This window comes from Alteromonas sp. AWQ4_252, from assembly GCF_056158205.1.
Genome location: NZ_JBSWSV010000001.1, coordinates 2,945,352 through 2,967,908, shown reverse-complemented (window position 1 = coordinate 2,967,908; position 22,557 = coordinate 2,945,352). Strand labels below are relative to the sequence as shown.

23 protein-coding genes and 4 tRNA genes are annotated in these 22,557 nt (G+C 45.3%); 6 read left to right on the top strand and 21 right to left on the bottom strand.

Going from position 1 to position 22,557, the window contains the following annotated elements:
* Window positions 1-9: 9 nt before the first annotated feature.
* From cobB to ACXACM_RS13065, 12 genes are all read right to left on the bottom strand, one after another.
* Complete coding sequence (gene cobB, locus ACXACM_RS13120) at window positions 10-738, bottom strand: Sir2 family NAD+-dependent deacetylase (RefSeq protein WP_474822251.1); 729 nt, start codon at window positions 736-738, stop codon at window positions 10-12.
* A 1-nt stretch (window position 739) separates the two neighbouring features.
* Window positions 740-1,573 (bottom strand): sulfurtransferase, encoded by an 834-nt coding sequence (locus ACXACM_RS13115; RefSeq protein WP_474822249.1) that lies wholly within the window; start codon window positions 1,571-1,573, stop codon window positions 740-742.
* 105 nt (window positions 1,574-1,678) lie between these two features.
* Window positions 1,679-1,765: transfer RNA gene (locus tag ACXACM_RS13110), tRNA-Leu, on the bottom strand.
* A 56-nt stretch (window positions 1,766-1,821) separates the two neighbouring features.
* A tRNA-Cys gene (locus ACXACM_RS13105) sits at window positions 1,822-1,895 on the bottom strand.
* 4 nt (window positions 1,896-1,899) lie between these two features.
* Window positions 1,900-1,975, bottom strand: a tRNA-Gly gene (locus ACXACM_RS13100).
* A 256-nt stretch (window positions 1,976-2,231) separates the two neighbouring features.
* Window positions 2,232-2,810 (bottom strand): CDP-diacylglycerol--glycerol-3-phosphate 3-phosphatidyltransferase, encoded by a 579-nt coding sequence (gene pgsA / locus ACXACM_RS13095; protein WP_474822248.1) that lies wholly within the window; start codon window positions 2,808-2,810, stop codon window positions 2,232-2,234.
* 73 nt (window positions 2,811-2,883) lie between these two features.
* Window positions 2,884-4,701: an excinuclease ABC subunit UvrC gene (gene uvrC, locus ACXACM_RS13090; protein ID WP_474822247.1), complete on the bottom strand. Its 1,818-nt coding sequence runs from the start codon at window positions 4,699-4,701 to the stop codon at window positions 2,884-2,886.
* A gap of 7 nt (window positions 4,702-4,708) precedes the next feature.
* Entirely contained in the window at window positions 4,709-5,353 is a 645-nt protein-coding gene (gene uvrY / locus ACXACM_RS13085; RefSeq protein ID WP_474822246.1) for a UvrY/SirA/GacA family response regulator transcription factor, read from the bottom strand.
* A 149-nt stretch (window positions 5,354-5,502) separates the two neighbouring features.
* Window positions 5,503-6,195 carry a pirin family protein gene (locus ACXACM_RS13080; protein WP_474822244.1) on the bottom strand — a complete coding sequence of 231 codons (693 nt, stop codon included), beginning with the start codon at window positions 6,193-6,195 and terminating at the stop codon, window positions 5,503-5,505.
* Window positions 6,196-6,274: 79 nt separating this feature from the next.
* Window positions 6,275-7,411 (bottom strand): aminotransferase class I/II-fold pyridoxal phosphate-dependent enzyme, encoded by a 1,137-nt coding sequence (locus ACXACM_RS13075; protein ID WP_474822243.1) that lies wholly within the window; start codon window positions 7,409-7,411, stop codon window positions 6,275-6,277.
* Complete coding sequence (ovoA, locus tag ACXACM_RS13070) at window positions 7,411-9,510, bottom strand: 5-histidylcysteine sulfoxide synthase (RefSeq protein WP_474822242.1); 2,100 nt, start codon at window positions 9,508-9,510, stop codon at window positions 7,411-7,413. The genes ACXACM_RS13075 and ovoA overlap by 1 nt, the downstream gene beginning before the upstream one ends.
* Window positions 9,511-9,767: 257 nt before the next feature.
* A tRNA-Ser gene (locus ACXACM_RS13065) sits at window positions 9,768-9,859 on the bottom strand.
* Between the two features lie 251 nt (window positions 9,860-10,110).
* Between ACXACM_RS13065 and ACXACM_RS13060 the strand changes: the two genes are divergently transcribed.
* From ACXACM_RS13060 to ACXACM_RS13040, 5 genes are read left to right on the top strand one after another with little or no spacing between them, the layout of a single operon-like run.
* A complete protein-coding gene (locus ACXACM_RS13060; protein ID WP_474822241.1) occupies window positions 10,111-10,776 on the top strand; it encodes a Bax inhibitor-1/YccA family protein in 666 nt (221 codons plus the stop codon).
* A gap of 52 nt (window positions 10,777-10,828) precedes the next feature.
* The gene (gene tusD / locus ACXACM_RS13055; protein ID WP_474822239.1) at window positions 10,829-11,185 is read left to right on the top strand and encodes a sulfurtransferase complex subunit TusD; all 357 of its coding nucleotides are present in this window, start codon (window positions 10,829-10,831) and stop codon (window positions 11,183-11,185) included.
* A complete protein-coding gene (locus ACXACM_RS13050; protein ID WP_474822238.1) occupies window positions 11,185-11,541 on the top strand; it encodes a DsrE family protein in 357 nt (118 codons plus the stop codon). Before tusD ends, ACXACM_RS13050 begins: the two co-directional genes overlap by 1 nt.
* On the top strand, window positions 11,541-11,792 hold the full coding sequence (locus ACXACM_RS13045) for a DsrH/TusB family sulfur metabolism protein (protein WP_474822237.1): 252 nt from the start codon (window positions 11,541-11,543) through the stop codon (window positions 11,790-11,792). Before ACXACM_RS13050 ends, ACXACM_RS13045 begins: the two co-directional genes overlap by 1 nt.
* Window positions 11,789-12,133, top strand: coding sequence for a TusE/DsrC/DsvC family sulfur relay protein (locus ACXACM_RS13040; protein WP_474822235.1), 345 nt, complete (start codon window positions 11,789-11,791; stop codon window positions 12,131-12,133). Before ACXACM_RS13045 ends, ACXACM_RS13040 begins: the two co-directional genes overlap by 4 nt.
* A gap of 35 nt (window positions 12,134-12,168) precedes the next feature.
* Here ACXACM_RS13040 and serS read toward each other — a convergent pair whose 3' ends face one another.
* From serS to lrp, 6 genes are all read right to left on the bottom strand, one after another.
* Window positions 12,169-13,464: a serine--tRNA ligase gene (gene serS / locus ACXACM_RS13035; protein WP_474822234.1), complete on the bottom strand. Its 1,296-nt coding sequence runs from the start codon at window positions 13,462-13,464 to the stop codon at window positions 12,169-12,171.
* Between the two features lie 10 nt (window positions 13,465-13,474).
* Window positions 13,475-13,858, bottom strand: coding sequence for a fluoride efflux transporter CrcB (gene crcB, locus ACXACM_RS13030; RefSeq protein ID WP_474822233.1), 384 nt, complete (start codon window positions 13,856-13,858; stop codon window positions 13,475-13,477).
* 2 nt (window positions 13,859-13,860) lie between these two features.
* Window positions 13,861-15,174 (bottom strand): replication-associated recombination protein A, encoded by a 1,314-nt coding sequence (locus ACXACM_RS13025; RefSeq protein WP_474822231.1) that lies wholly within the window; start codon window positions 15,172-15,174, stop codon window positions 13,861-13,863.
* The gene (gene lolA, locus ACXACM_RS13020; protein ID WP_474822230.1) at window positions 15,171-15,800 is read right to left on the bottom strand and encodes an outer membrane lipoprotein periplasmic chaperone LolA; all 630 of its coding nucleotides are present in this window, start codon (window positions 15,798-15,800) and stop codon (window positions 15,171-15,173) included. Before lolA ends, ACXACM_RS13025 begins: the two co-directional genes overlap by 4 nt.
* A gap of 3 nt (window positions 15,801-15,803) precedes the next feature.
* Window positions 15,804-18,392 carry a DNA translocase FtsK gene (locus ACXACM_RS13015; RefSeq protein WP_474822229.1) on the bottom strand — a complete coding sequence of 863 codons (2,589 nt, stop codon included), beginning with the start codon at window positions 18,390-18,392 and terminating at the stop codon, window positions 15,804-15,806.
* Window positions 18,393-18,583: 191 nt separating this feature from the next.
* The gene (lrp, locus tag ACXACM_RS13010; RefSeq protein ID WP_474822227.1) at window positions 18,584-19,069 is read right to left on the bottom strand and encodes a leucine-responsive transcriptional regulator Lrp; all 486 of its coding nucleotides are present in this window, start codon (window positions 19,067-19,069) and stop codon (window positions 18,584-18,586) included.
* 129 nt (window positions 19,070-19,198) lie between these two features.
* Here lrp and ald point away from each other — a divergent pair, with 129 nt between their 5' ends.
* On the top strand, window positions 19,199-20,326 hold the full coding sequence (gene ald / locus ACXACM_RS13005; RefSeq protein WP_474822226.1) for an alanine dehydrogenase: 1,128 nt from the start codon (window positions 19,199-19,201) through the stop codon (window positions 20,324-20,326).
* A 44-nt stretch (window positions 20,327-20,370) separates the two neighbouring features.
* On the opposite strand, the gene pyrF is transcribed toward ald, so the two are convergent.
* Genes pyrF through ACXACM_RS12990 form a run of 3 tightly spaced genes read right to left on the bottom strand, consistent with a single transcriptional unit; the run spans window position 20,371 to window position 22,500 of the window.
* Window positions 20,371-21,066, bottom strand: a complete 696-nt coding sequence (gene pyrF, locus ACXACM_RS13000) for an orotidine-5'-phosphate decarboxylase (protein ID WP_474822225.1) — start codon at window positions 21,064-21,066, stop codon at window positions 20,371-20,373.
* Between the two features lie 6 nt (window positions 21,067-21,072).
* Entirely contained in the window at window positions 21,073-22,242 is a 1,170-nt protein-coding gene (lapB, locus tag ACXACM_RS12995) for a lipopolysaccharide assembly protein LapB (RefSeq protein WP_474822224.1), read from the bottom strand.
* 3 nt (window positions 22,243-22,245) lie between these two features.
* Window positions 22,246-22,500, bottom strand: a complete 255-nt coding sequence (locus tag ACXACM_RS12990; RefSeq protein WP_474822223.1) for a LapA family protein — start codon at window positions 22,498-22,500, stop codon at window positions 22,246-22,248.
* Window positions 22,501-22,557: the final 57 nt, after the last annotated feature.

Below are 22,557 nucleotides of genomic sequence, written 5' to 3'. Positions count from 1 at the left end.
AAGAAACTATTATTGGGTGGTTAACGCATATTCGTCAATCAGACTATGCACGAATTGAGGCACAATTTCAGAGGCTCTGCCATGGTAGGATTCATCAAACAACGCGTATCTATCGCTGGGTTGTAAATTGAGTTCCACCGTGCGTGCACCACTGTCTTTGGCTACCTGAACAAAACCAGCAGCAGGATACACCTGACCAGATGTACCGATGGAAATGAAAATATCCGCTTTGGTTAACGCAAGGATGATTTCTTCCATCTGTAGTGGCATTTCACCGAACCAGACAATATCAGGGCGCATAGCGGCAGAGGGCTTACAACAAGGACAAGGAGTAGATGCATCAAACGATTTGTGCCAAGTGTGGCTAATAGCACTTTTTGTACATCGTGATGACAACAATTCACCATGCATGTGAATAATATTTCGAGACCCTGCCCGCTCGTGAAGATTATCCACATTCTGTGTGACGAGAAGTACATTGTTGCCGAATGCGCTTTCCAGCGACGCTAAAGCCTCGTGAGCGCGATTTGGGGTTACGTCGGGAAGTTGTAATTGTGCCCGACGGTCATTATAAAACCGGTAGACTAACTCAGGATTTGCCGCAAAGGCTTCTGGTGTAGCCACGTCTTCCACTTTGTGATTTTCCCACAAGCCATTGCTATCTCGAAAGGTCTTTAATCCGGACTCAGCGGATATTCCAGCCCCTGTGAGTATGACAACCTTGGGAAAATTATCCATATTAAACCTCAATAGGAAGAGTTGTTGATGCGCCCCATTCAGACCAGGCGCCATCATAAACTTTGACATCTTCAGCACCACATAGACGGGCAGCGACACCGACTACACATGCCGTAACACCTGAACCACAGGAGAAAACTAACGGTTTGTCCAGCGAAACGCCAATTGACGCAAAAAGTGTACGCAGGGATTTAACGGATTTAAAACGACCATTTTCTAATACTTGTGCGAAAGGCAAATTAAACGCCCCTGGGATATGACCCCGCCGCAAACCAACTCTGGGTTCATCGACTCTTCCATAGAATCGATCTGCACTTCTTACATCTACAATCTGTACATCAGTGCCAAGCGTATCAACCACGTAATTTGCATCCACAAACCATTCACCCGATGTATCAGACGACTGGTATAAGGTGTTATTGGGGCTATTAGGTTGCGACTGAGGTGAATTTGGAAAGAGTCGGTTCCACTCCGGCCAACCACCGTCAAGAATAAGCGCATGACGATGACCAACTGACTTGAGCATCCACCATAGTCTTGATGCGGAAAATTGCCCTCTGTTATCGTAAACAACAACTTCTGTATTTGCCGTTATCCCTTTATTTCCCAGAATGACTGCAAGATCGGATGGAGACAACATGGTATGTGGAACAGCGCTTTTATGATCACTGCCTTCGCCGTCAATATCAAAGTCAACAGCATTGGCAATGACGCCGGTAGTTGTGTTGTCTGCAGTGCCATTGACGGGGTCTGCCATAAGAGCACGAAGTAGTACTACTCGCTGATTTAATAGCTTCTCATGTAACTGCTCTGCTGAGATCAGGAAATGGCTCATAAATCAGGATGTCCCCCTATACGAATAGTCTATAGAATCACTATCATACGAGTGTTCTGAAACAAAATACAGTTGAATTACAATTTTGTGTAAGTGGGAGAAAAATGGTGCCCGGGGCCGGACTTGAACCGGCACGCTGTTACCAGCGAGGGATTTTAAATCCCTTGTGTCTACCAATTTCACCACCCGGGCTGGGTTGTCTTTCGACTGGTACAGGTTGGAGCCTGTTACTGCGTTTAACAGTGTAATGGAGGCGGAACCCGGAGTCGAACCGAGATCCACGGATTTGCAATCCGCTGCATAGCCATTCTGCCATTCCGCCAATTTGGAGCGGGAAACGAGATTCGAACTCGCGACCCCGACCTTGGCAAGGTCGTGCTCTACCAACTGAGCTATTCCCGCTTTGTTTGCAGATATAGAGAAGGTAAACATATTTCTTCGTCACCTTGCCAAGATTGGCAATCACTTCGTGACGAGGTACATGCTCTACCAACTGAGCTATTCCCGCTAACTAAACGTTTTTCGGTGCTCCGTAAAACGTGGGGTGCATTCTACCTTTACCGATAAAACTGTCAACTGCAAAAAGCAGTAATTTCCCCCTAAATTACTCTTTTTGTGATTGTTTGCAGCATTTTTATTCACATTGATCGAATGTCAATCAGTTTTGTTGTTTTGAACGCCCCGCCAGATGCTTCCAGGCAGCACCGGTATAAACCAGCATAGACCAAATAGAAAGCACTGCTGCAATATATAACAGCACATGACCCAATGTTACCCAATAAATCGGAATACCCATGAAGCTTTCAAGTCCACTTAGTAACCCAATTAGCGCTAGCATCTGAACCATGGTTTTTGCTTTGCCAATAAAGCTCACTTTCACTGAGTCACTATAACCCCGTTGTGCCATCCATTCCCGCAGCGCTGAAATATAGATTTCCCGTACCATTAGTATAATAGCTGGCAAAGTGATCCAAAGACTGCCGTATGTGTGGGTGATCATTATCAGAGCCGTGGCAACAATGAGCTTATCTGCCACTGGGTCTAGGAATGCACCAAATGGTGTGCTTTGTTTTAGTTTTCTGGCCAAATAGCCATCGAACCAATCCGTGATAGCTGCCAGCCAAAAAATAAAGGCGCCAACTTCTTTAGCCCAACGCCAATCAAGAAAATAAACCCCGACAAATACGGGAATAAGGATAACCCGAAACAATGTAATTAAATTGGGTACCGTCCACATAACGCTTTTTTTACTACCTTTTGAAGTCTTTCATGCTGTTAAAAATAAAAACGTCCCTGCCTGTTCAACATGGTTACAGATGCAGATGGTCATAAATAATGTCTGCTAACTCAGGACTAATTCCCGGAACATTAGCTATATCGTCTTTGCTCGCCTTTTTCACACCTTGCAATCCACCGAGAAATTTAAGCAGGCTTTGCCTTCTCTTAGCACCAATACCCGGGATATCTTCAAGGGTTGACGACGTTTTGGCTTTCTGTCGACGAGCCCGGTGGCCAGTAATCGCAAACCGGTGTGATTCATCTCTAATGTGTTGAATTAAATGTAATGCCGGCGCATGCCCCGGCATAGGGATAGTCTCGTGGGAATCAGCTAATATTAACGTTTCCAAACCAGGTTTCCTGGTCGTCCCTTTTGCAACACCTATTAGTAAAGGTTTCGTGTCGTCAGGCCAATCTGCAAAAAAAGCTTCCGCCTGAGCAAGTTGCCCTTTACCACCATCGATAAACAGTATGTCGGGAATTTTACTCGCTTCCTGTACACTTTTATACCTGCGTTTTAATGCTTGTGCCATAGCCGCATAATCATCACCTGGGGTTATCCCTTCAATATTGTAACGCCGGTAATCGCTCTTCAGGGGCCCTTCCCGGTTAAATACAACACAGGATGCTACTGTTTGCTGGCCAGATGTATGACTGATATCAAAACACTCCATACGGGCTACAGGTTGATCAAGATCGAGAATATCTTCAAGATCCATATACCGGGCGTGTACTGACTTTTGTTGACTGTATTGCGCATCCAACGCATTTTCCGCGTTACTTTGCGCTAGTTTTAAATAGCGGCGCTTTTCCTCGCGGGCACCTTTAAAGATTTTAACTTTCCGTTTTGCTTCTTCACTTAGCACCTCAACGATACTATCTTCTTCGCTTAGAGGCCTTGGAATAACAATTTGCTTGGGAATAATTTTATTTCCAGACAAGTAAAACTGCAGGAAAAAAGACTCAAAAATCTCATCTTCACTGGATGCAGCGGGAACCTTGGGGAAATAAGATTTACTGCCAAGGAGTTGACTGTCCCGAATAAACATAACCTGGATACACGCCATATTCCCTCTTACCGCGAAGCCGAAAATATCCATTTCATCCTGGGTTCCGGCGACCCATTGGCGTTCCTGCACTTTCCTCAAAACATTAATTTGATCGCGATACCGTGCTGCAGCTTCAAAATTGAGACGCTCGCTGGCGTCTTCCATTTTTTCAACCAGTGTCCCAATGACCTGCTGGTTTTTACCGTTAAGAAATAAGCGTGCTAAGTCAACCTGTTCTTTATACTCGTCATCTGAAACGTAACCTTCTACACAGGGCGCGCTACAACGCTTCATTTGATATTGCAAACAAGGGCGACTCCTTGCTCTGTAGTAACTGTCTTCACACTGTCGAACGGGAAAAATCTTCTGCATGGTCCGCAAACTTTCTCTCACTGCCCATGCGCTGGGATACGGCCCGAAGTACTCACCTTTCTTCTTTTGCGGCCCGCGATGGAATGAAAGCCGGGGATGTGTATGAGACGATAAGAAGATAAACGGGTAAGACTTGTCATCCCGCATAACCACGTTGTATCTGGGCTTATACTTCTTTATGAAGTTATTTTCGAGGAGGAAGGCTTCTGTCTCACTGTTAACAACTGTGATATCCATGTTGGCAATACTGGCAACAAGGGAACGGGTCTTGGCGTTGTCTAGTTGTTTTCTGAAATAACTGCTAACCCGCTTTTTCAGGTTTTTCGCCTTGCCCACATAGATAACGTCACCCTGGTCATTGTACATACGGTAAACGCCAGGCTGACTGGTGAGGGTACGCAGAAACGCGGTGTGATCAAATTGAGTCATTCAAACCTTACAACATATTTGGTTCGATAAGCTTGTGTCTCAACGCCAAATGGGTGAGTTCTACATCAGTTTCTACATCGAGCTTCTCAAACATTCTGTACCGATACGTATTTACGGTTTTTGCACTTATATTAAGCTCGCTGGCAATTTCAGGTACTTTTTGTCCTTTGGTAAGCCGCATTGCAATATTCAACTCACGGGTAGAAAGCGTATCAAAAGGATTATCCGATTCTGGAACAACCCTTTTTATCGCAATCATTTGAGCGATATCCTGAGGTAAATATTTTTGCCCTGCGTGTACTTTGTAAATCGCTCGAATCATTTCTTCCGGTTCTGCATCTTTTGTAAGAAAGCCGAAAGCACCGATTTGCATAACCTGCGAAGGAATTGGATGCTCTTTATGCATAGATAAACAGATAACACGAGTGTTCTCAGACATACGAACTATTTTTTTAGTCGCTTCAAGGCCGCCCATGCCAGGCATGTTTACGTCCATCAACACAATGTCAGGCGCATTGTGACGGCACAGCTTTACCGCATCTTCACCGTTTTTCGCTTCGGCCACAACCGAAAATTCTTTTTCATCGTCCAAGATACGCCTGATCCCTGTTCTGACCAATTCATGGTCGTCTGCCAGGATAATTTTTATCACGTTTGCGCTCACTAAATCGTCGTTATTATAATGAATGTCGCCTATGGGGCACAATTTATAATACCATTTTCACCGCTGCTGTGAAATGTGGCAATCGTGAATATTTATTCTGGAGTAATCATCTAGATTTCCAGTTTATTTGAGAAAATCTAGATAACGGGTAAATCGAACCAAAGCGCTTCCACACTCCCCTGTGCATCAAGTGTAATCGCATCCTGTTGATATAGCCCCAAGCCATCACCTGCGTTAAGTTCAACGAACTCGTTTTGCAACGTGCCTCGAATTAGGTGGAGATAACCCATTCGTTGCCTCGTTGAAAGGGAAAGCGGCTTGCCGTCTTCAGGTAAAACCCGGTAGATACTTGCATCCTGATTTATTCGTACACTTCCCTGAGTACCCGTTGGCGTTACAAGGGGCGTCATAACGCCTATTTGCTTTATCGTTCTTTGCTCGTATTCGGGTTGAATACCAGCTTGGTTGGGAATGATCCATATTTGCAAAAATTTGACGGCTTCAGTGGCAGAAGCGTTATATTCAGAGTGCATAATACCCCTACCAGCACTCATTCGCTGAACATCGCCAGCAGGAATTGTATGAACGTTGCCAGTGCTGTCTTTGTGCTCAAGCGCCCCTTCAGTGACATAAGATATAATTTCCATATCCCGATGACCGTGCGTATCAAAGCCACGCCCTGGTGCTACAGAGTCATCATTTAAAACCCGTAACACAGACATACCCATGTGATTGGGGTCGTAATATCGACCAAATGAAAACGTATGGAAAGACTGAAGCCAACCAAAGTCGGCCGTACCTCGCTCTGAAGCGCGTCGTATATATCTCATGGGTCACTCCTAATGATTAAGTGCCCCATGATAATCCTGCTAATTGTTTTTAAAATGGCAAAAATACGAGACTATCGTTCTATTTTGCAGAATGAATGAGTGTTTCAATACGAGCCAGCGCTTCTTCAATTACTTCTTGACTGGTTGCCAGATTTAACCTCACAAACCCGGGTTGTCCGAAGGTGCTTCCTTCATTAGTTGCCAACCCCGTGGCTCGATACAGAGCATCGGCAACGTTACATTCTTTGGGAAAAATAGAGCTGAGATCCAACCAGAAAAAACAGGTGCTCCTGGGACACTCGCTAACGAGAGGAGTTTTTTTCAAAGCATCAAAAAACAGTAGCCTGTTTTTATTCACTGTGGATATTACTTTACTTAGCCAAGGGTCATTATCTTCGTGATAGGCAGCTGCTAATGCCGCGCACGCCAGGTCGCCGGCATATAAATGTTGACCGAGTAGACGATCGTCAACCCATTTAGCCCATTGGAGATTATTTATTACCAAATAGGAAGCAGCAGGTAGATGTGCAAGGTTATAAGCTTTGTTGGGTGACTGCGCTACCACCACACATTCTCTCAGAGGTGCAGGTAATGACAACGCTGAAACAAACCTGGAACCTGTGTGAATAAATTCGCTGTGTACCTCGTCAACAAGTAGCGGGACGCGTCTGTCTGTACAAAACTGCGCGAGGTCTGACAAATCTTTAGCGCTCATTACGTGACCGGTAGGATTATTCGGGTTGCACAGGATCACCATGTTAATATCTGAAGGAAGTTCACCGGAGTCGACTACATTTTCTATCGAGGGGTTTCCATCCATAGATACAGTCACAAGTGTTCTATCGTTGTCAGTAACCAGGGAAAAAAGTGGGCCGTAGCTGGGGCTAAATACGGCAATCCTGTCACCAGGTGACGATAGCGTTTGAATACTATTCGCTATACCCGCTAAAATTGAAGCACAACTGATTATCGAACTTTCCCTGACTATAATTCCCCTTCGTGCATACCAGTTTGAAACTGACTCATTTATAGTACCTTGCTGATAACCAAAGCGCTGTTGTAGGTAAGCGTTAAGATGGGACGCCACCGAGTCTGGAGGCGGGAAATCCATATCCGCCAGCCACATGGGTAACACGGTTTTATCTGAATCGCCAAACCGTTCAGCGACACCGTCATATTTAAGTGAACCAGTGCCTTTCCTATTTGGCAATAACATTATTTAACTCGTTTGAACACACTAAACTCAGATAGAGAATGTTGGTGCTTACGTTTAGTCTCTCTTATGACAAAGGGAATATCATGAGGTAACGCTACCCGTTCGAAACTGTCCTGGAGTACCCTCTCCAGTGCGTCCGTTGACGACAAGGTTTCCCCGGTAGTTTCTTTGTAGCCACCCAACCATTTATCTCTTTTTGTGTATTCTTCAAGCCAGGTAAACGGCGAGCCAACAACTAACAAACCGCCCGGTTTAAGCCTCTCAGCGACACTATGAAGCATCTTTTCTGGCTCCGGTACACGGTCGAGGAGATTGCTCATGAAGATCAGGTCGTAACCGGTATACTGGGGTTTGAGATTGGCAGCGTCACCCTGAGCAAAATGAACCCGATCTTTAACAGAATCGAGATCAACATCAGACAATCTGCGTACATGGAAACTGGTAAGCTCCCCTTCGTCAATTAGATCATAACGAATTTCACCAGCACTCTGCATTGCACAGGCGGTTTTAATGAAACGAGCAGAAAAGTCTATACCATCAACATGCTCAAAATACCGGGCTAATTCAAACGAAGCCCGACCAACTGCACACCCTAAGTCCAGCGCTTTATGTTTAGTGGTGTCTTTTGCGAACTGCATTGCATAAGCCACTGCTGCGGCAGCAAAATTTGGCACATTAAAATATGTATTACCATAATGAAATTCACTGTATTGAGATACTTGAGTATCACTTTCGTAATCAAAATCATTCACTTTGATAGCGGCCTCAGATTCAACATAGCGAAACCCGGCATGTTGAAAAAAGTGTCGGCGAAAAGCGTAGCGACTCGCTCGCGCAGCTTCGTTGCCAGTGGAAATCCAGGATCCACCTTTAATCAAATTATGTTTATTATCAAATGTTGGCGTGGTGAAATCATCGTACAAGGGGTGTACTTTAAAGCCTTCAAAAGGATAAATAGGCGTTTCTGTCCACTGCCAGACATTGCCCACAACATCGAAAATGCCGTTGCGCTCATGCAATGTCACCGGCACAGCAGACGCCGGACCAGAAAGAGCAATTTGCCAATCATCTGCGTAACGCTCTTCGGTAACACCAGCCTGATCCCGTAGCCTGAACCATTCGTCTTCACTTGGCAGTCTAATGAGGCGACCAGATGTTTCTGTTAACCAGTTACAAAAAGCTTTGGCTTCGTGGTAATTAACGTCAACAGGCCAGTCCATGGGGAGTGGCATTTCCTCCGTTAAGGTTCGATAAAGGTATTTCCCTTCCTCTAATCGCCAGAATACCGGGTGAGTTGTTTGGGTATATTCAAGCCATTGCCTGCCTTCTTCTTCCCACAGTGACTTCATCTGGTAGCCTCCAGCTTCTACAAAGCGCAGATATTCACCATTGCTGACCACATATTTAGATGCTTTGAAGGCTTTCACGCTAGCGTGATGAACACCGTATTCATTATCCCACCCGTAAAAATCGTCGTCATGGGATTTACCTACGCAAATATCACCTGCTGCAATAGCAACAAGCTCATTAACTGGTGCAGGCCCTGCTTCTCGGTGAGGTGGCCAATCTGACTGGGGAGACACGTAATTTAACGGCAGTTGACGAATGAGTACCGAAGAGGTTTCCAGGTGAATTCTTTCGTGTTCCATACCCATAACAATTGGCCAGACAGGACTTTCCCAGTTTATAGGCAGCGCTATGTCTACGGTGGAAATCAAATCAGACACCAACCTTCTTACCTGTTGTCTGTATGCCCTGACGTCATCGACGGTCGGCCAGTTGTAATTCTCTTCGTTAAGGTCATCCCAGCTCATTTCATCAACGCCAATGGCGAATAGCGATTCAAAATGCGGGTTTATTCTGTCGTTGATTTGCTTGGCCAGAACGAGCTTATTGATGTAAAACGTCGCTGTATGCCCAAAATAAAAAATAAGCGGATGCCTGAGCTTTTCCGGACGCTGATAAAACGCATCATCGCTGGCTAGGTTTGAAAATAAGCTTTCATAGGTGTCGAACGAATGATGAAAATACGCAAGTAAACTTTTTCGAACTGCGTCTGAATCACCATTCTGTAAAGAAGGGGTGTGTAAAACGGTCATTTGCTTCCTCTGAATAATGCTACCGTTGCACCGTAACAATTATGCTGCATGCTAGTTTTAACGTTAGCACAAAAAACAATAGTGATGTGCACATCAGGCGCGAACTTTTCACGCTAATGCAAGGGTTGTAATTATGTTATTTAACTACGTGACCGGAAAAGCGAAGATCAAATTACAGCAATTTAATAAAAACGATTTCTTGAGATAAGCTTTTGAAAGAAATAAAAAAACCGCCGTGAGGCGGTTTTTTTTGAATGTGGCGGAGAGAGAGGGATTCGAACCCCCGGAAGGTTTGACCCTTCGCCTGATTTCAAGTCAGGTGCATTCAGCCGGACTCTGCCATCTCTCCGAGAAGTGATGCGTATCTTAATGATATTTTTGAGGCTGTAAAGCCTTAATTTTAAAAAAATGTCTAACCGCACAGCTTTTAAACAAAGCGGCTATTTTTCGTTCTCCCAGGGTTGTCTTTTTAATCACTTACACTCTTTGCCTATTAATCCTTGTTAAATAACTTGAAAAAGTGAACCAAAACCCATACAAATGACCTAAGATAGAGGCAACCAACCTATTTGGTTTTTAATTATCCTTCTGGAGGAAACAATGGATCAACGTTCGATGTATGCAGGTGCATCTCAACAATCGGTATTACAAACTAACAAGGTGTTGCGTAATACTTATATGTTGTTAGCAATGACACTGGCTTTCAGTGCGGTTTGTGCCGGAGTTGCTATGGCCGTAGGCATCTCACCAATGATGTCTCTGGGTATGACCATCGGCGCGTTAATTACTCTTTTTGTTGTTCAGCGCAAAGCAGAGTCAGCTTCAGGTATTTACTGGGTATTTCTGTTTACCGGGTTGATGGGCGCATCCTTGGGTTATACGCTCAATTTTTATCTCGGTGTCGCTGGGCCAGGCTTAATTATGCAAGCGCTGGGTGCAACAGCTTTGGTGTTTTTTGCACTATCAGGCTATGCGTTGACTACGAAGAAAGATTTCTCTTTCTTGGGGGGCTTTTTAATTGTTGGTTTACTCGTTGCTATTGTAGCGGGCATCGCAAACATTTTCTTTATGGTCCCGGCGGTTTCACTGGCAATTAATGCTGCTATCGTATTCATCATGTCAGGCTTTATCTTGTTTGATACGAGCAGAATTGTAAACGGTGGCGAAACTAACTATATACGTGCAACTGTGTCATTGTATTTGAATATATACAATCTGTTCACTTCCATTTTGCACCTGTTAGGCGCATTTGGCGGCGACGACTAACGTTTAACCGAGCGTGGAGAAAACACCCCGTTAACGGGGTGTTTTTGTTTTTATGTCATCATATTCTATTCTTGTAACATCTTCCCCTTACGACAGCTGCAGAAGTCTTGATGCCGTTCGTTTTTGCCAGCAGTTAATCAAACAAGAACGGAAAATAGATCAAATTTTTTTCTACCAGGCCGGTGTCTATAACGCCATGTCTACGATGGTGCCAACAAATGGTGAAATTAATTTGTTTGAAGCGTGGAAGGCAATCCACTGTGAAAGCGGTGCGGCACTGCGAGTGTGTGTTACAGCCGGAGAAAAAAGAGGTGTAACATCCCAGGTATGCTCAGCACCATTTGATCAAACCGGATTAGCAGAGTTTTTTACCTCGCTTCACGACAGCGACAAACTGGTGCAGTTTTGATGTCCACACTTCTCATACGGATGACAAGCCCTCCCTACTCAACCAGCTCGGCATCTGACGGACTGGACTTCGCCCTAAGTGCGACTAATTACGGTCATGAAGTCATCATGGTTTTCGAAGGTGAAGGGATCTTGCAATTAGTTAAGCAACAAATGCCTGTTACAAAGGGTACGCGAAATCACAGTAAACGAATTAACGCACTACCGCTTTTCGATGTAGAGACTTGTTATTATGTGGAAGAGGACCTGTCGCCATATGGCGTAACAGAACAACAGCTTAACGATGTTGCACAACCATGTAATCACGAAACCCTCAAAACGTTACTGGTTCAGTGTGAACACGTGGTGACCTTTTAATGCTAATCATAGTTACCAATGCCAGTAATAACACTATTCAACAGCGCTATGTTGAAAGATTGACTAATGATGACGTGCTACTGCTTAAAGAGGGAGGCGTCTATCAGTATACACAACTGCAACACCTGGCAGTTAAAGTATTAGATGAAGATGCCAAAGCGCGAGGGGTTGCGGTTGACGAGAAGCATCGTTTATCGATGTCCCAATGGGTAGCGCTTCACAATGAACATCAACATTGGCTTATTTTATGACTGAACTACATACAATAACCTGGAACGGCCAAACTGTTTCTGTGGATAAAAATGGCTATTTAATTGACTACACTCAGTGGAGTGAAGACATGGTACCCATGCTTGCCGAAAGTGAAGGCATCGAACTCACAGAGGCGCACTGGGAAGTAGTCCGCTTCGTTAGAAACTTCTATGAAGAATATGAAACCAGCCCGGCAATTCGGGCCTTAGTTAAAGCAATGGCAATGAAATACGGCCCTGAGAAAGGGAATAGCCGCTATTTACAACGGTTGTTCAAAAAAGGGCCAGCCAAACAAGCCACTAAGCTAGCAGGCTTACCAAAGCCTGCTAAGTGTTTGTAAAGATCTAAGGGAGAGAACATCTCCCCTCCAAATAATTAGCCTGCTTTTATTTGGGCAACACCACCCATATAGCTTACAAGGGCCTCTGGTACAATAATGCTGCCATCAGCCTGCTGATAGTTCTCCAGTACTGCAACTAATGTTCTGCCTACAGCAAGACCTGAGCCATTAAGTGTGTGCAATAATTCCGGTTTGTTTGTTTCTGGGTTGCGATAACGCGCTTGCATCCGTCGTGCCTGGAAATCCAGCATGTTCGAACATGAAGAAATTTCCCGGTATGTATTCTGAGCAGGCAACCACACTTCGAGGTCGTAAGTTTTACATGCGCCAAACCCCATATCGCCTGTACAAAGAAGCATTTTGCGATACGGCAAATTTAACTTCTGCAAGATACTTTCAGCATGGTTCGTTAACGCTTCCAGCGCATCAAAAGAGGCTTCGGGGCTAACAAGTTGAACAAGTTCTACCTTTTCGAATTGATGCTGACGGATAAGTCCACGGGTATCACGACCATAAGAACCAGCCTCACTGCGAAAACAAGGAGTATGCGCAGTCATTTTGATCGGCAATTGCTTGGCGTCAAAAATTTCATCACGGGCAATATTGGTTAACGGTACTTCCGCAGTTGGAATAAGAGAAAGGCCCTGACCTTCTTCAGTAGCGGGTTGAGTATGAAATAAATCTTCACCAAATTTTGGCAACTGCCCGGTACCGTACAAACTGTCGTGGTTGACCAGGTATGGAACATACATTTCCTGGTAATCATGTTCATTGGTATGCACGTCGAGCATAAACTGAGCAAGGGCTCGGTGCAGCTTGGCTACTTGACCTTTCATGACCACAAAACGGCTACCAGTGAGTTTAGACGCCAGCTCAAAGTCAGCGCCTTTATCAAGCCCTTCAGCAAGGTCGACATGATCTTTTACTTCAAAGTCAAAAGCAGGCGGTGTACCCCAGCGACTAATTTCTTCGTTATCATCCTCATTTGCTCCTACCGGAACAGATCCATGGGGAAGGTTTGGGATACCCTGAGTAAAAGTGTTGATTTCTTCCAGCAACACAGATAACTCGGCCTTGGCCGCGTCCAGGTCGTCGCCTAATTGCCCAACTTCGGCTAACAAGGGTGCTATGTCTTGCCCCTGTGCTTTCGCTTTACCGATAGCCTTACTGCGAACATTGCGCTCGTTTTGTAAATCCTGGGTCTTAGTTTGAAGTACCTTGCGCTTTTCTTCTAAAGCGTTAAATGCTTCTACGTCCAGTGTAAAGCCGCGTTCAGCCAGTTTTCTGGCTGTATTTTCTATGTCTGACCGAAGTAACTTTGGATCTAACATACCGTTCTATTTATCCTTTCATCAAGACAATGGCTGCCCAGCCCGCTAATAGGCAGGCGCAAACATTGAGTAACACATTGGCGACAGCCTTCACAATAAGGCCATTCTCCAGCAGTGTGAGTGTTTCAATTGAAAATGTTGAAAAAGTGGTAAAGGCACCCAGTAAACCTACGCCTATTAACGCACGATAGGGTGATTCCATTAAATCGTGTCGCTCAATCAAACCATAAAGCAACGCGAGGGAAAAAGAGCCTACAACATTGACGGTAAGTGTACCAAAGGGCAGCGCTTTTCCAAACCAGGAATCAATATTTGACGTAACAAAATAACGTAAGCAAGCCCCCATCGCGCCACCCAAGGCTAAATAAAAATACAAGACGATACCCGTTGGCATAGCTAATCCCTTTTGTTTGTACTGTTTTCGTTCAACCTGTCGAGATAGTCCCGTTTTGCTTTCAGTTGCTTTTCTAAACCTCTGTCGGTGGGATGGTAAAATCTTGCCCCACCCAATTCCGGAGGTAAATAGCTTTCGCCAGCGGCAAAAGCACCTGGCTCGTTATGTGCGTAGCGGTATTCTTTTCCGTAACCCATCTCTTTCATCAGTGCTGTGGGTGCATTGCGAAGATGATTTGGGACTGGGTAATCCACAGATGCAGTGACCACGCGCTTAGCGTCTGAAAAAGCCATGTATACCGCATTGCTTTTCGCTGCCAGCGCGCAATAGACTGCGGCTTGAGCGATAGCGCGCTCACCTTCAGCAGGCCCTACCCGGTGATAACAATCCCAGGCATTAACACAAAGCTGCATAGCCCTGGGATCTGCATTACCAATATCTTCTGATGCGATAGCTAGAAGTCTGCGGGCCACGTAGAGCGCGTCTCCCCCACCTTGTAAGATTCGAGCATACCAATAAAGAGCAGCGTCAGGGTCAGAACCACGCACCGATTTGTGAAACGCCGATATTAAATCATAAAAGGCATCACCTTGCTTGTCATAGGCGGCCACCTTTTCACCCACGGCTTCTTCAATATCCCGCAATGAGATATTGCCGTCGTCACAAAAATCACCAGCCAGCTCAAGATAAGTCAGTAATCGCCTTCCGTCTCCCCCGCTTAAACCGATGAGCGCTGCTTTAGCGTCTTCGTTTATGTGAAGACCTCTATGACCCAGCCCCTTTTTGTCATCAAGCAGTGCACGAGTCATCAAAGCTGCTAATGCAGGCTCATCTAGTGCTTTAAGTACATAAACCCGAACCCGTGACAGTAAGGCGTTGTTAAGTTCGAATGAAGGGTTTTCTGTGGTTGCACCAATAAAAGTCACCGTACCTGACTCTACAAACGGCAAAAAAGCATCTTGTTGGCTCTTGTTAAACCGGTGAACCTCATCAACAAACAACAGGGTTTTCTGACCGTGTCTTGCGTCGATCTCAGCCTTTTCCATAGCGGCTCGAACGTCTTTTACGCCAGCAGTTACCGCAGACAAACGCACAACTTTAGCTTGCGTATACGTAGCAATCATCTCTGCCAGCGTGGTTTTTCCTGTTCCAGGCGGGCCCCACAGCACCATAGAATGGCACTGACCCGCTTCAAGCATTTTTCGCAACGGCTTTCCGGTACCCAATAAATGCTGTTGCCCAGCGTACTCTTCAATAGACGTAGGCCGCATTCTCGCCGCTAAGGGTGCGAAATCATTCTGAAGCAGATCGTTCATCGCTGGTCATCAACAATGTAGTTATCATTTACATCCGGTTGAAAAAGGCTTGCCTTAGGAGGTGTTTCAGAATTGATGTCTGAAAACGACAAATCGCTGGTCTGCCCTTGGGCGTCTTTGACGCTAAGGCGATGCAGAGCATTATCGGTGAAAGAAAATGTCAGTGCACGAATTTGTCCTTCGGGCGTTTTTGGTTCCACAGTAAAAAGAGCTGGATGTTGAGGGTCAATAGTAACAATAAACTTTTCCCACACACTGTCGTCAGAGGAAATAAGCAACATAAAAGGGTTATCTTTTATCGCCGATTTTTGATCTAAGATAGTAACCTGCTCTACAAATGGGTCGATATTCCACACCGACTCCCCATCGGCTATGAGTAAGCTATCATCCGGAAACTGGGTTTCCCATCTCAGCTTATCTGGCCGCGTTAGGTACAACTTACCTTGCGCTTCATGCACGATGTCTTTGTTCTCATCAAGAACAACTTGCATAAAGGATGCACTAAAATAGTGTAGTTCGCTAAGATGACGTTTCAGCAGTGCTTCTGGCTGTTCATCAGCATTAACAGACAAAGACATCACTAAGCCTGATATCATAAAACACACGAATTTAAACCACGGTTTCATCTACTACTCCTTCGGGGCTGGAGGTGCTAAAACCTCTCTGTTCCCATTGTGACCTGGTGATGATACGACACCGTTTGCTTCCATTTGTTCGACCAGTCTGGCCGCTCGATTGTAACCAATTCTAAATTTACGTTGCACTGAAGACACACTGGCACGGCGGGTTTCAGTAACAAACGCCACCGCCTCGTCGAAGAATGCGTCGTACTCTTCATCCGCATTCTCGGCTTGTTCTCCTGGTAAAAGTACTTCAGCGGAAGTTTCACCGTTGAGAATTTCATCGATATAGTCGGGTTTACCCCGCTTTTTCCAATCGTTTACGACGGCATGAACTTCGTGGTCATCAACAAAGGCCCCGTGGACACGGGTGGGAACTGGACTTCCTGGCGGCAGATACAACATGTCACCCATTCCTAATAAGGCCTCTGCGCCCTGCTGATCTAAAATGGTTCTGGAATCTATCTTACTTGACACCTGAAAGGCTATCCGAGTTGGAATATTAGCTTTGATCAGACCGGTGATAACATCAACGGATGGTCGCTGGGTCGCTAATACCAAATGAATTCCCGCTGCCCTTGCCTTTTGTGCAATACGGGCAATGAGTTCTTCAACTTTCTTGCCCACGATCATCATCATGTCTGCAAATTCGTCAACCACAACGACAATAGCAGGCAACTTGCCAAGTTCTGGGGCTTCCTGTTCCATGTTGTCCTCAGTTCGCCACAGGGGGTCTTTTATCGGCTCGCCATCCTCAATAGCTTGCATCACTTTCGCATTGTAACCCTTGAGGTTTCTTACACCTAGTGCTGACATGAGTTTGTATCGCCGCTCCATTTCTCCAACGCACCAACGCAAAGCATTCGCAGCTTCTTTCATATCAGTGACGACTTCAGCAAGTAGATGAGGGATCCCTTCGTAAACTGACAGTTCGAGCATTTTCGGATCGATCATGATCATCCGTACGTCTTCTGGTGTCGATTTGTAAAGCAAACTCAAAATCATCACGTTTACACCAACCGACTTACCCGCCCCCGTGGTACCGGCCACCAAAAGGTGGGGCATTTTAGCGAGATCAACCACAACAGGTTTACCGCTGATATCAGCCCCAAGTACCATGGTCAAAGGCGACTTGTTACTCTGGAAGGCTTCACAGCTAATGACCTCACTGAGCCTTACCATTTCCCGCTTCTTATTGGGTAACTCTAGGCCAATTACGGATTTTCCAGGAATAACCTCAACGACTCGTACAGAAATAGCGGACATGGCACGGGCCAAATCTTTCGACAGCCCGGTGATTTTACTCACTTTCACTCCCGGCGCGAGATCAAGTTCAAAACGGGTAATCACCGGCCCGGGAAATACACCGACAACATTTGCTTCAATGTTAAAGTCTGCAAGTTTGTCTTCTACAAGCCTTGAAACCATTTCCATTTCTTCTGGCGTAATGGGGTTTTCCTTGCGATCAGGCCGCTCCAGTAGTTCAAAAGACGGCATAGGGCCTAACGCAGCTAACTCGGCCTTTTCTTCCTCTTTAGCCGCAATGGCTTCAGCGAGGGTGGTAGGTTTGTCTTTCTTTTTCGATGGCGTGGGTTGTCGGCCTTCAGCAGCATTGTCATCTGAAGTTTGCGTCTGAACCATCAGTTGGTCATCGCTGGCGCTGGGAGAAACAGGTTCCTCAGCCTGTTTTTTAGCTGTAAATTTCTCTTTGATCTGACCTAAAGAAAAACGCGACTCCGACTCTTTGGATGCTTCTGGTGAAGGCGTTGCTGAATCATTAACCGAGATTTTATGGTCGTCGACAATAAATGGCGGCTCGTCTTCAGCAGCAAATATTTCCTCTGGAATTCCAAAACTCGGCTCGTTTCGTACAACGTCACGAGGTGTATTCTGTGGGTCCTCTGCTGGGGGCTCCGCTCGTAACGAAGTGACGTCCAGCGAAGCGCCTTTCCCCTCCCCTGCTGGTTCATTTGCAGAAGTCAGGGCCAATCTCGGCATATCCATACCAATGAGTTGCTGCGGTAATTTAACCGTTTTCTTACCAAACCAAATGGTTGCACTACCTAGCGCATCAACAATATCTAGCCAGCTGATACCTGTTAGCAGTGTAAATCCTGTACAGAAAAAACAAAGCAAAAGCAAAATAGTTCCGGCCTTGTTGAAGTAAGGAATGAGCGCAGAACTAATAACATCTCCAACAAAACCGCCAGCAGAAAAATTAAATAGATCGTTAAAATTAATACTGGCTATGCCGGTGACGCCAAGGGCAATCAGAAGCCCACCTATGATACGCAGGCCTATAGTTAAATAGTCAAATTCATCTAAGTCTTTGACGTGTTGGAATAAGAACCAACCGAGAAAGGCGAAACAAAAAGGCAATAAATACGCCAGCCAGCCAAAACTGAATAGCAGTAAATCCGCAACCCAGGCACCTGTGGCACCCACCCAGTTGTGGACATCAAGTTGTAACCCTGCCTGACTCCAACCCGGATCTCCCGGATGGAAAGAAGCCAGAGCCAAAAGAATAAAAAAAGCGAAGACACAAGCAATGATCATGCATGCCTCAAGAATTCGCTGTACACCAGTTAAACGCGCCATAAACCCTAAATCACCTGTCGTCTGTCTGTGCTGTTATCTCTTACACACGGAAAAAACAAACGTACTTATTAAAAACATTATTATTATGTCTCAACTACTTGGTCGCAAAATGTTCATATTTACACAATTGCATTACCGGTCAAACAGACTACCACAAAGTAAATGGTAAAACTGCAATGCCAGCATCTGTATTACTTTACATTGATTCTCAAAGCAGTGGTACTCTTGACCTCTTCCATCACAACATATGTACGTGATTCACTGACGCCGGGAAGACGTAAAAGTGTATCACCCAATAATTTTCGGTAACTCGACATATCTGCCACCCTCGCTTTTAATAAAAAATCAAAATCGCCGGATACAAGGTGGCACTCCTGTATATCTTCATGCTCCTGCACTGCCGCAGAAAATTCTGCAAAAATATCCACTGAAGTTTTTGTTAATGTGATTTCAACAAACACTAACATCGCCGCACCGAGCTTTTCCGGTTCTAACGTTGCATGATAGCCCCGAATATATCCCTGAGCCTCTAAGCGCTTTACTCTTTCGAGACAAGGGCTGGCGCTGAGCCCAACCTGTTTCGCCAGTTCAACATTTGAAATTCTGCCATTTAATTGCAGTGCGTGTAGAATGTTTCTGTCTATTCTATCGAGGTGTTTAGGCGTTTTTACCAGCATAGTAAATTTTTCTAAATGACATTTTATTAGTATATTATACTGTCAAATTAAAATCTTCAGTCAATAGTCCTTTTTCTTATCACGTATACTGCTGTTCGATTGTTAACCCTTTCTAAAGCGAGAGTATAAATGCTGGTTGGTGTACCTAAAGAAATAAAAAATCATGAATATCGTGTTGGCCTGACCCCTGCTGCAGTTAAAGAGTTTGTAACGCACGGTCACAATGTATTAGTAGAAACTCAAGCTGGGGCCGCTATCGGGTTCACAGATGATCTTTACGAAGCTGCTGGCGCAACTATTGCTGAAACGGCACAACAAGTTTTTGCTGAAGCAGAAATGATCGTAAAAGTAAAAGAGCCTCAGCCAAATGAGTGCAAGATGCTACGTAAAGGGCAAACTCTGTACACGTATTTACACCTCGCTCCAGATCCAGTTCAAACTGAGTTACTGATAGAATCCGGTGCAACCTGTATTGCTTATGAGACAGTTACGGATGATCGCGGCGGCCTACCATTATTGGCGCCAATGAGTGAAGTAGCGGGTAGAATGTCTGTTCAGGCCGGAGCCCATTACTTAGAGAAAGCCCACGGGGGCAGTGGCACACTGTTAGGCGGTGTACCCGGTGTTGCACCCGGTAAGGTACTTGTTGTCGGTGGTGGTGTAGTCGGTATTAATGCCGCCAAAATGGCATTGGGCCTCGGTGCCGATGTGACTATTTTAGACCGTTCCTTGCCGCGTTTACGTCAATTAGACGACATTTTCAATGGCCAGGTTAAAACGGTTTACTCAACAGTTGACGCTATTGAGCACTACTCTTCGAAGGCCGATTTGGTGGTTGGAGCCGTGTTAATACCAGGTGCTGCAGCGCCAAAACTTATCAATGAAGACCACATTAAAGCCATGAAGCCAGGATCTGTAGTCGTCGACGTCGCTATTGACCAGGGGGGCTGTTTTGCAACGTCTAAAGCAACAACCCATCAAGACCCGGTTTACGTAGTAGATGACGTTGTACATTACTGTGTAGCTAACATGCCAGGTGGCGTAGCCAGAACATCTACCATGGCTCTAAACAATGCCACGTTACCATTTGGCCTTGCCCTTGCCAATAAAGGCCCCAAGCGAGCCATGCTGGAAGACAGGCACCTGTTGAATGGTTTGAATGTTCACGAAGGTAAAGTGACGTATAAAGCAGTAGTGGATGCTCTTGGAGAAAAGCTCGGTTTAACCTACACCCCAGCTGAAGAAGCGCTGCGATAGTAAAAATATGGACGTATACTAAAAAAGCCCCTGCTGGGGCTTTTTTAGTTTAGTGAGTCATTGACTTCTTTAAGTACTTTTACGGGGGCTTGCGCCTGCGTTATAGGCCTTCCCATGACTAAATAGCTTACGCCTGCTCTGATGGCGCTCTCAGGTGTCATCACTCTTTTTTGATCGCCCTTATCACTTCCTTCTGGTCTAATACCAGGTGTCACAAGTAAGAAGTCACTGTTGTAGTGTTTTCTTAACATCACTGCTTCCTGCGCTGAACACACCACACCATCCAAACCTGCCGCATAGGTTAGCGCTGCCAGCTTCTCGACCTGCTGCGCAGGTGTTACAGAAGGAACAACATCGGATAACTGAGCCTGATCCATGCTGGTGAGTACCGTAACAGCAATAAGCTTAGTGTCTGGCTTACTACTTTGTGAAATGGCTTTTTTAGCTGCTTTCATCATTTCCAGACCACCGGAAGCATGGACGTTTACCATCCACACGCCTAATTCGGCAGCCGCCTTACAAGCTTTAGCCACGGTATTAGGGATATCGTGAAATTTGAGATCCAGAAATACATCAAAGCCCATGCTAACTAATTTTTTAACAAACTCAGGCCCAAATAAGGTAAACATTTCCTTGCCAACCTTAAGCCGGCAAAGCGAAGGCTCTAAATCTGTAACAAACGCCAGTGCGCTTTCTGCGTTAGCGTAATCAAGGGCGACAATTACTTTGGGGTCTTGCATGTAAATTTATTCTCCGTCGAGACCTTTAATAGGTTTAACCACATTCCACTTCTTACACGACGGACACAACCAATAAAGTTTGCGGCCTGAGAAACCACAGCTTACGCAACGGTACTTTGGACGTTGTTTAATTTGGTCTTCCACCAGTGCTTTAAGCATTTTTAAGCTATCTGCCGATGCTTTGTCTTCCAGTTGATCGATATACAAGCCCATTAGGGTTTTAAAACCCTTCATGGTTGGGCGTTTACGAATTTGTTCTAACAGGTATTCACTCGCTTCCTGGGTTTTGCCCTGAGCAATTTTAATATCTACCATAGCGAGATAGGAAGTAGCACAATCTTGCCAATGGGTCGACAATGCCTCTTCAAATCGCGTCCAGTCACCGGTTTGCTCAGCTATCTTCTCCAAGCTTGGTACCGCCTCACTAAACCAATTTAAATCATGCTCTGCAACCTGAACAAAATAGCCAATCGCGTCGTCAAAACGCTGCTGTTTAAGGGCAATATGCCCTAACATTAACCATGGTCTGACCGCGTGCTCATCAGCATTAACCGCCTTTTGCAAAAGAATAAGGGCATCACCGCTATTGTCGGCATTAATTTCGATTTCAGCCTGCTCACAATAAAAATGAGCAAGTCTTTCGCTCACGTCATCCGAATCGCCATGACAGTCGACCATGCGTTCCGCCAGTTCGATAGCCCGATTCCATTCTTTTGTTGTCTGATAGATACTAAATAACTGTTGCTGTGCAACCAGGTAATGTTTGTCACTGTTCAGCAATTGCAGGTATGCGTTTTCAGCTCGTTCAAGAAAGCCCGCTTGCATGTAGTCACGACCAAGTTCCTTAAGGGCCGTTTCCTGCTGACTACCTTGGATCTCTTCTCGTGAAACCAGATTTTGGTGCACTTTTATAGCGCGGTCAATTTCCCCTCGATGACGGAAGAAATTTCCCATGGCAATGTGAGTTTCAACGGTATCGCTGTTGAGGTTGATCATTTTAATCAGGGTATCAACGGCTTTGTCGGGTTGATCCGACAACAAAAAGTTAAGCCCTTTGTAATAGTGGCGGGATAAAATACTCGATTGTTTACGCTGGGCTTGCCGAACACTGTTTCTGCCCATAATCCAACCGTAACCAGCAGCAACTGGTAGTAAAAGAAACAGCAATTCAAGCATAGATTATTCTTTCGTGAGCTTTTTAATGCGACTTCGAGCAGCAAGCAGTTGCATACGCAAACCGAGCCAACTCACCAACATGATGAGTAAACCGACAATAATTCCAATGCTCACGGCAATCGCAATCAGAGTGGATAACCGGATATCAGCTTGTGCAATGAGATAATTAACTGTGATAACTGCTTCGTTTTGCGAACCAATTGCAAATGCCAGCGCCAATAAAACGATGACAAGTAGGAGTGAAACTATGCCCTTCAAAGCAAAAACCCTTGATCTTTTAACTATTAATGAGGATAGCAAATTGACGCAAACATG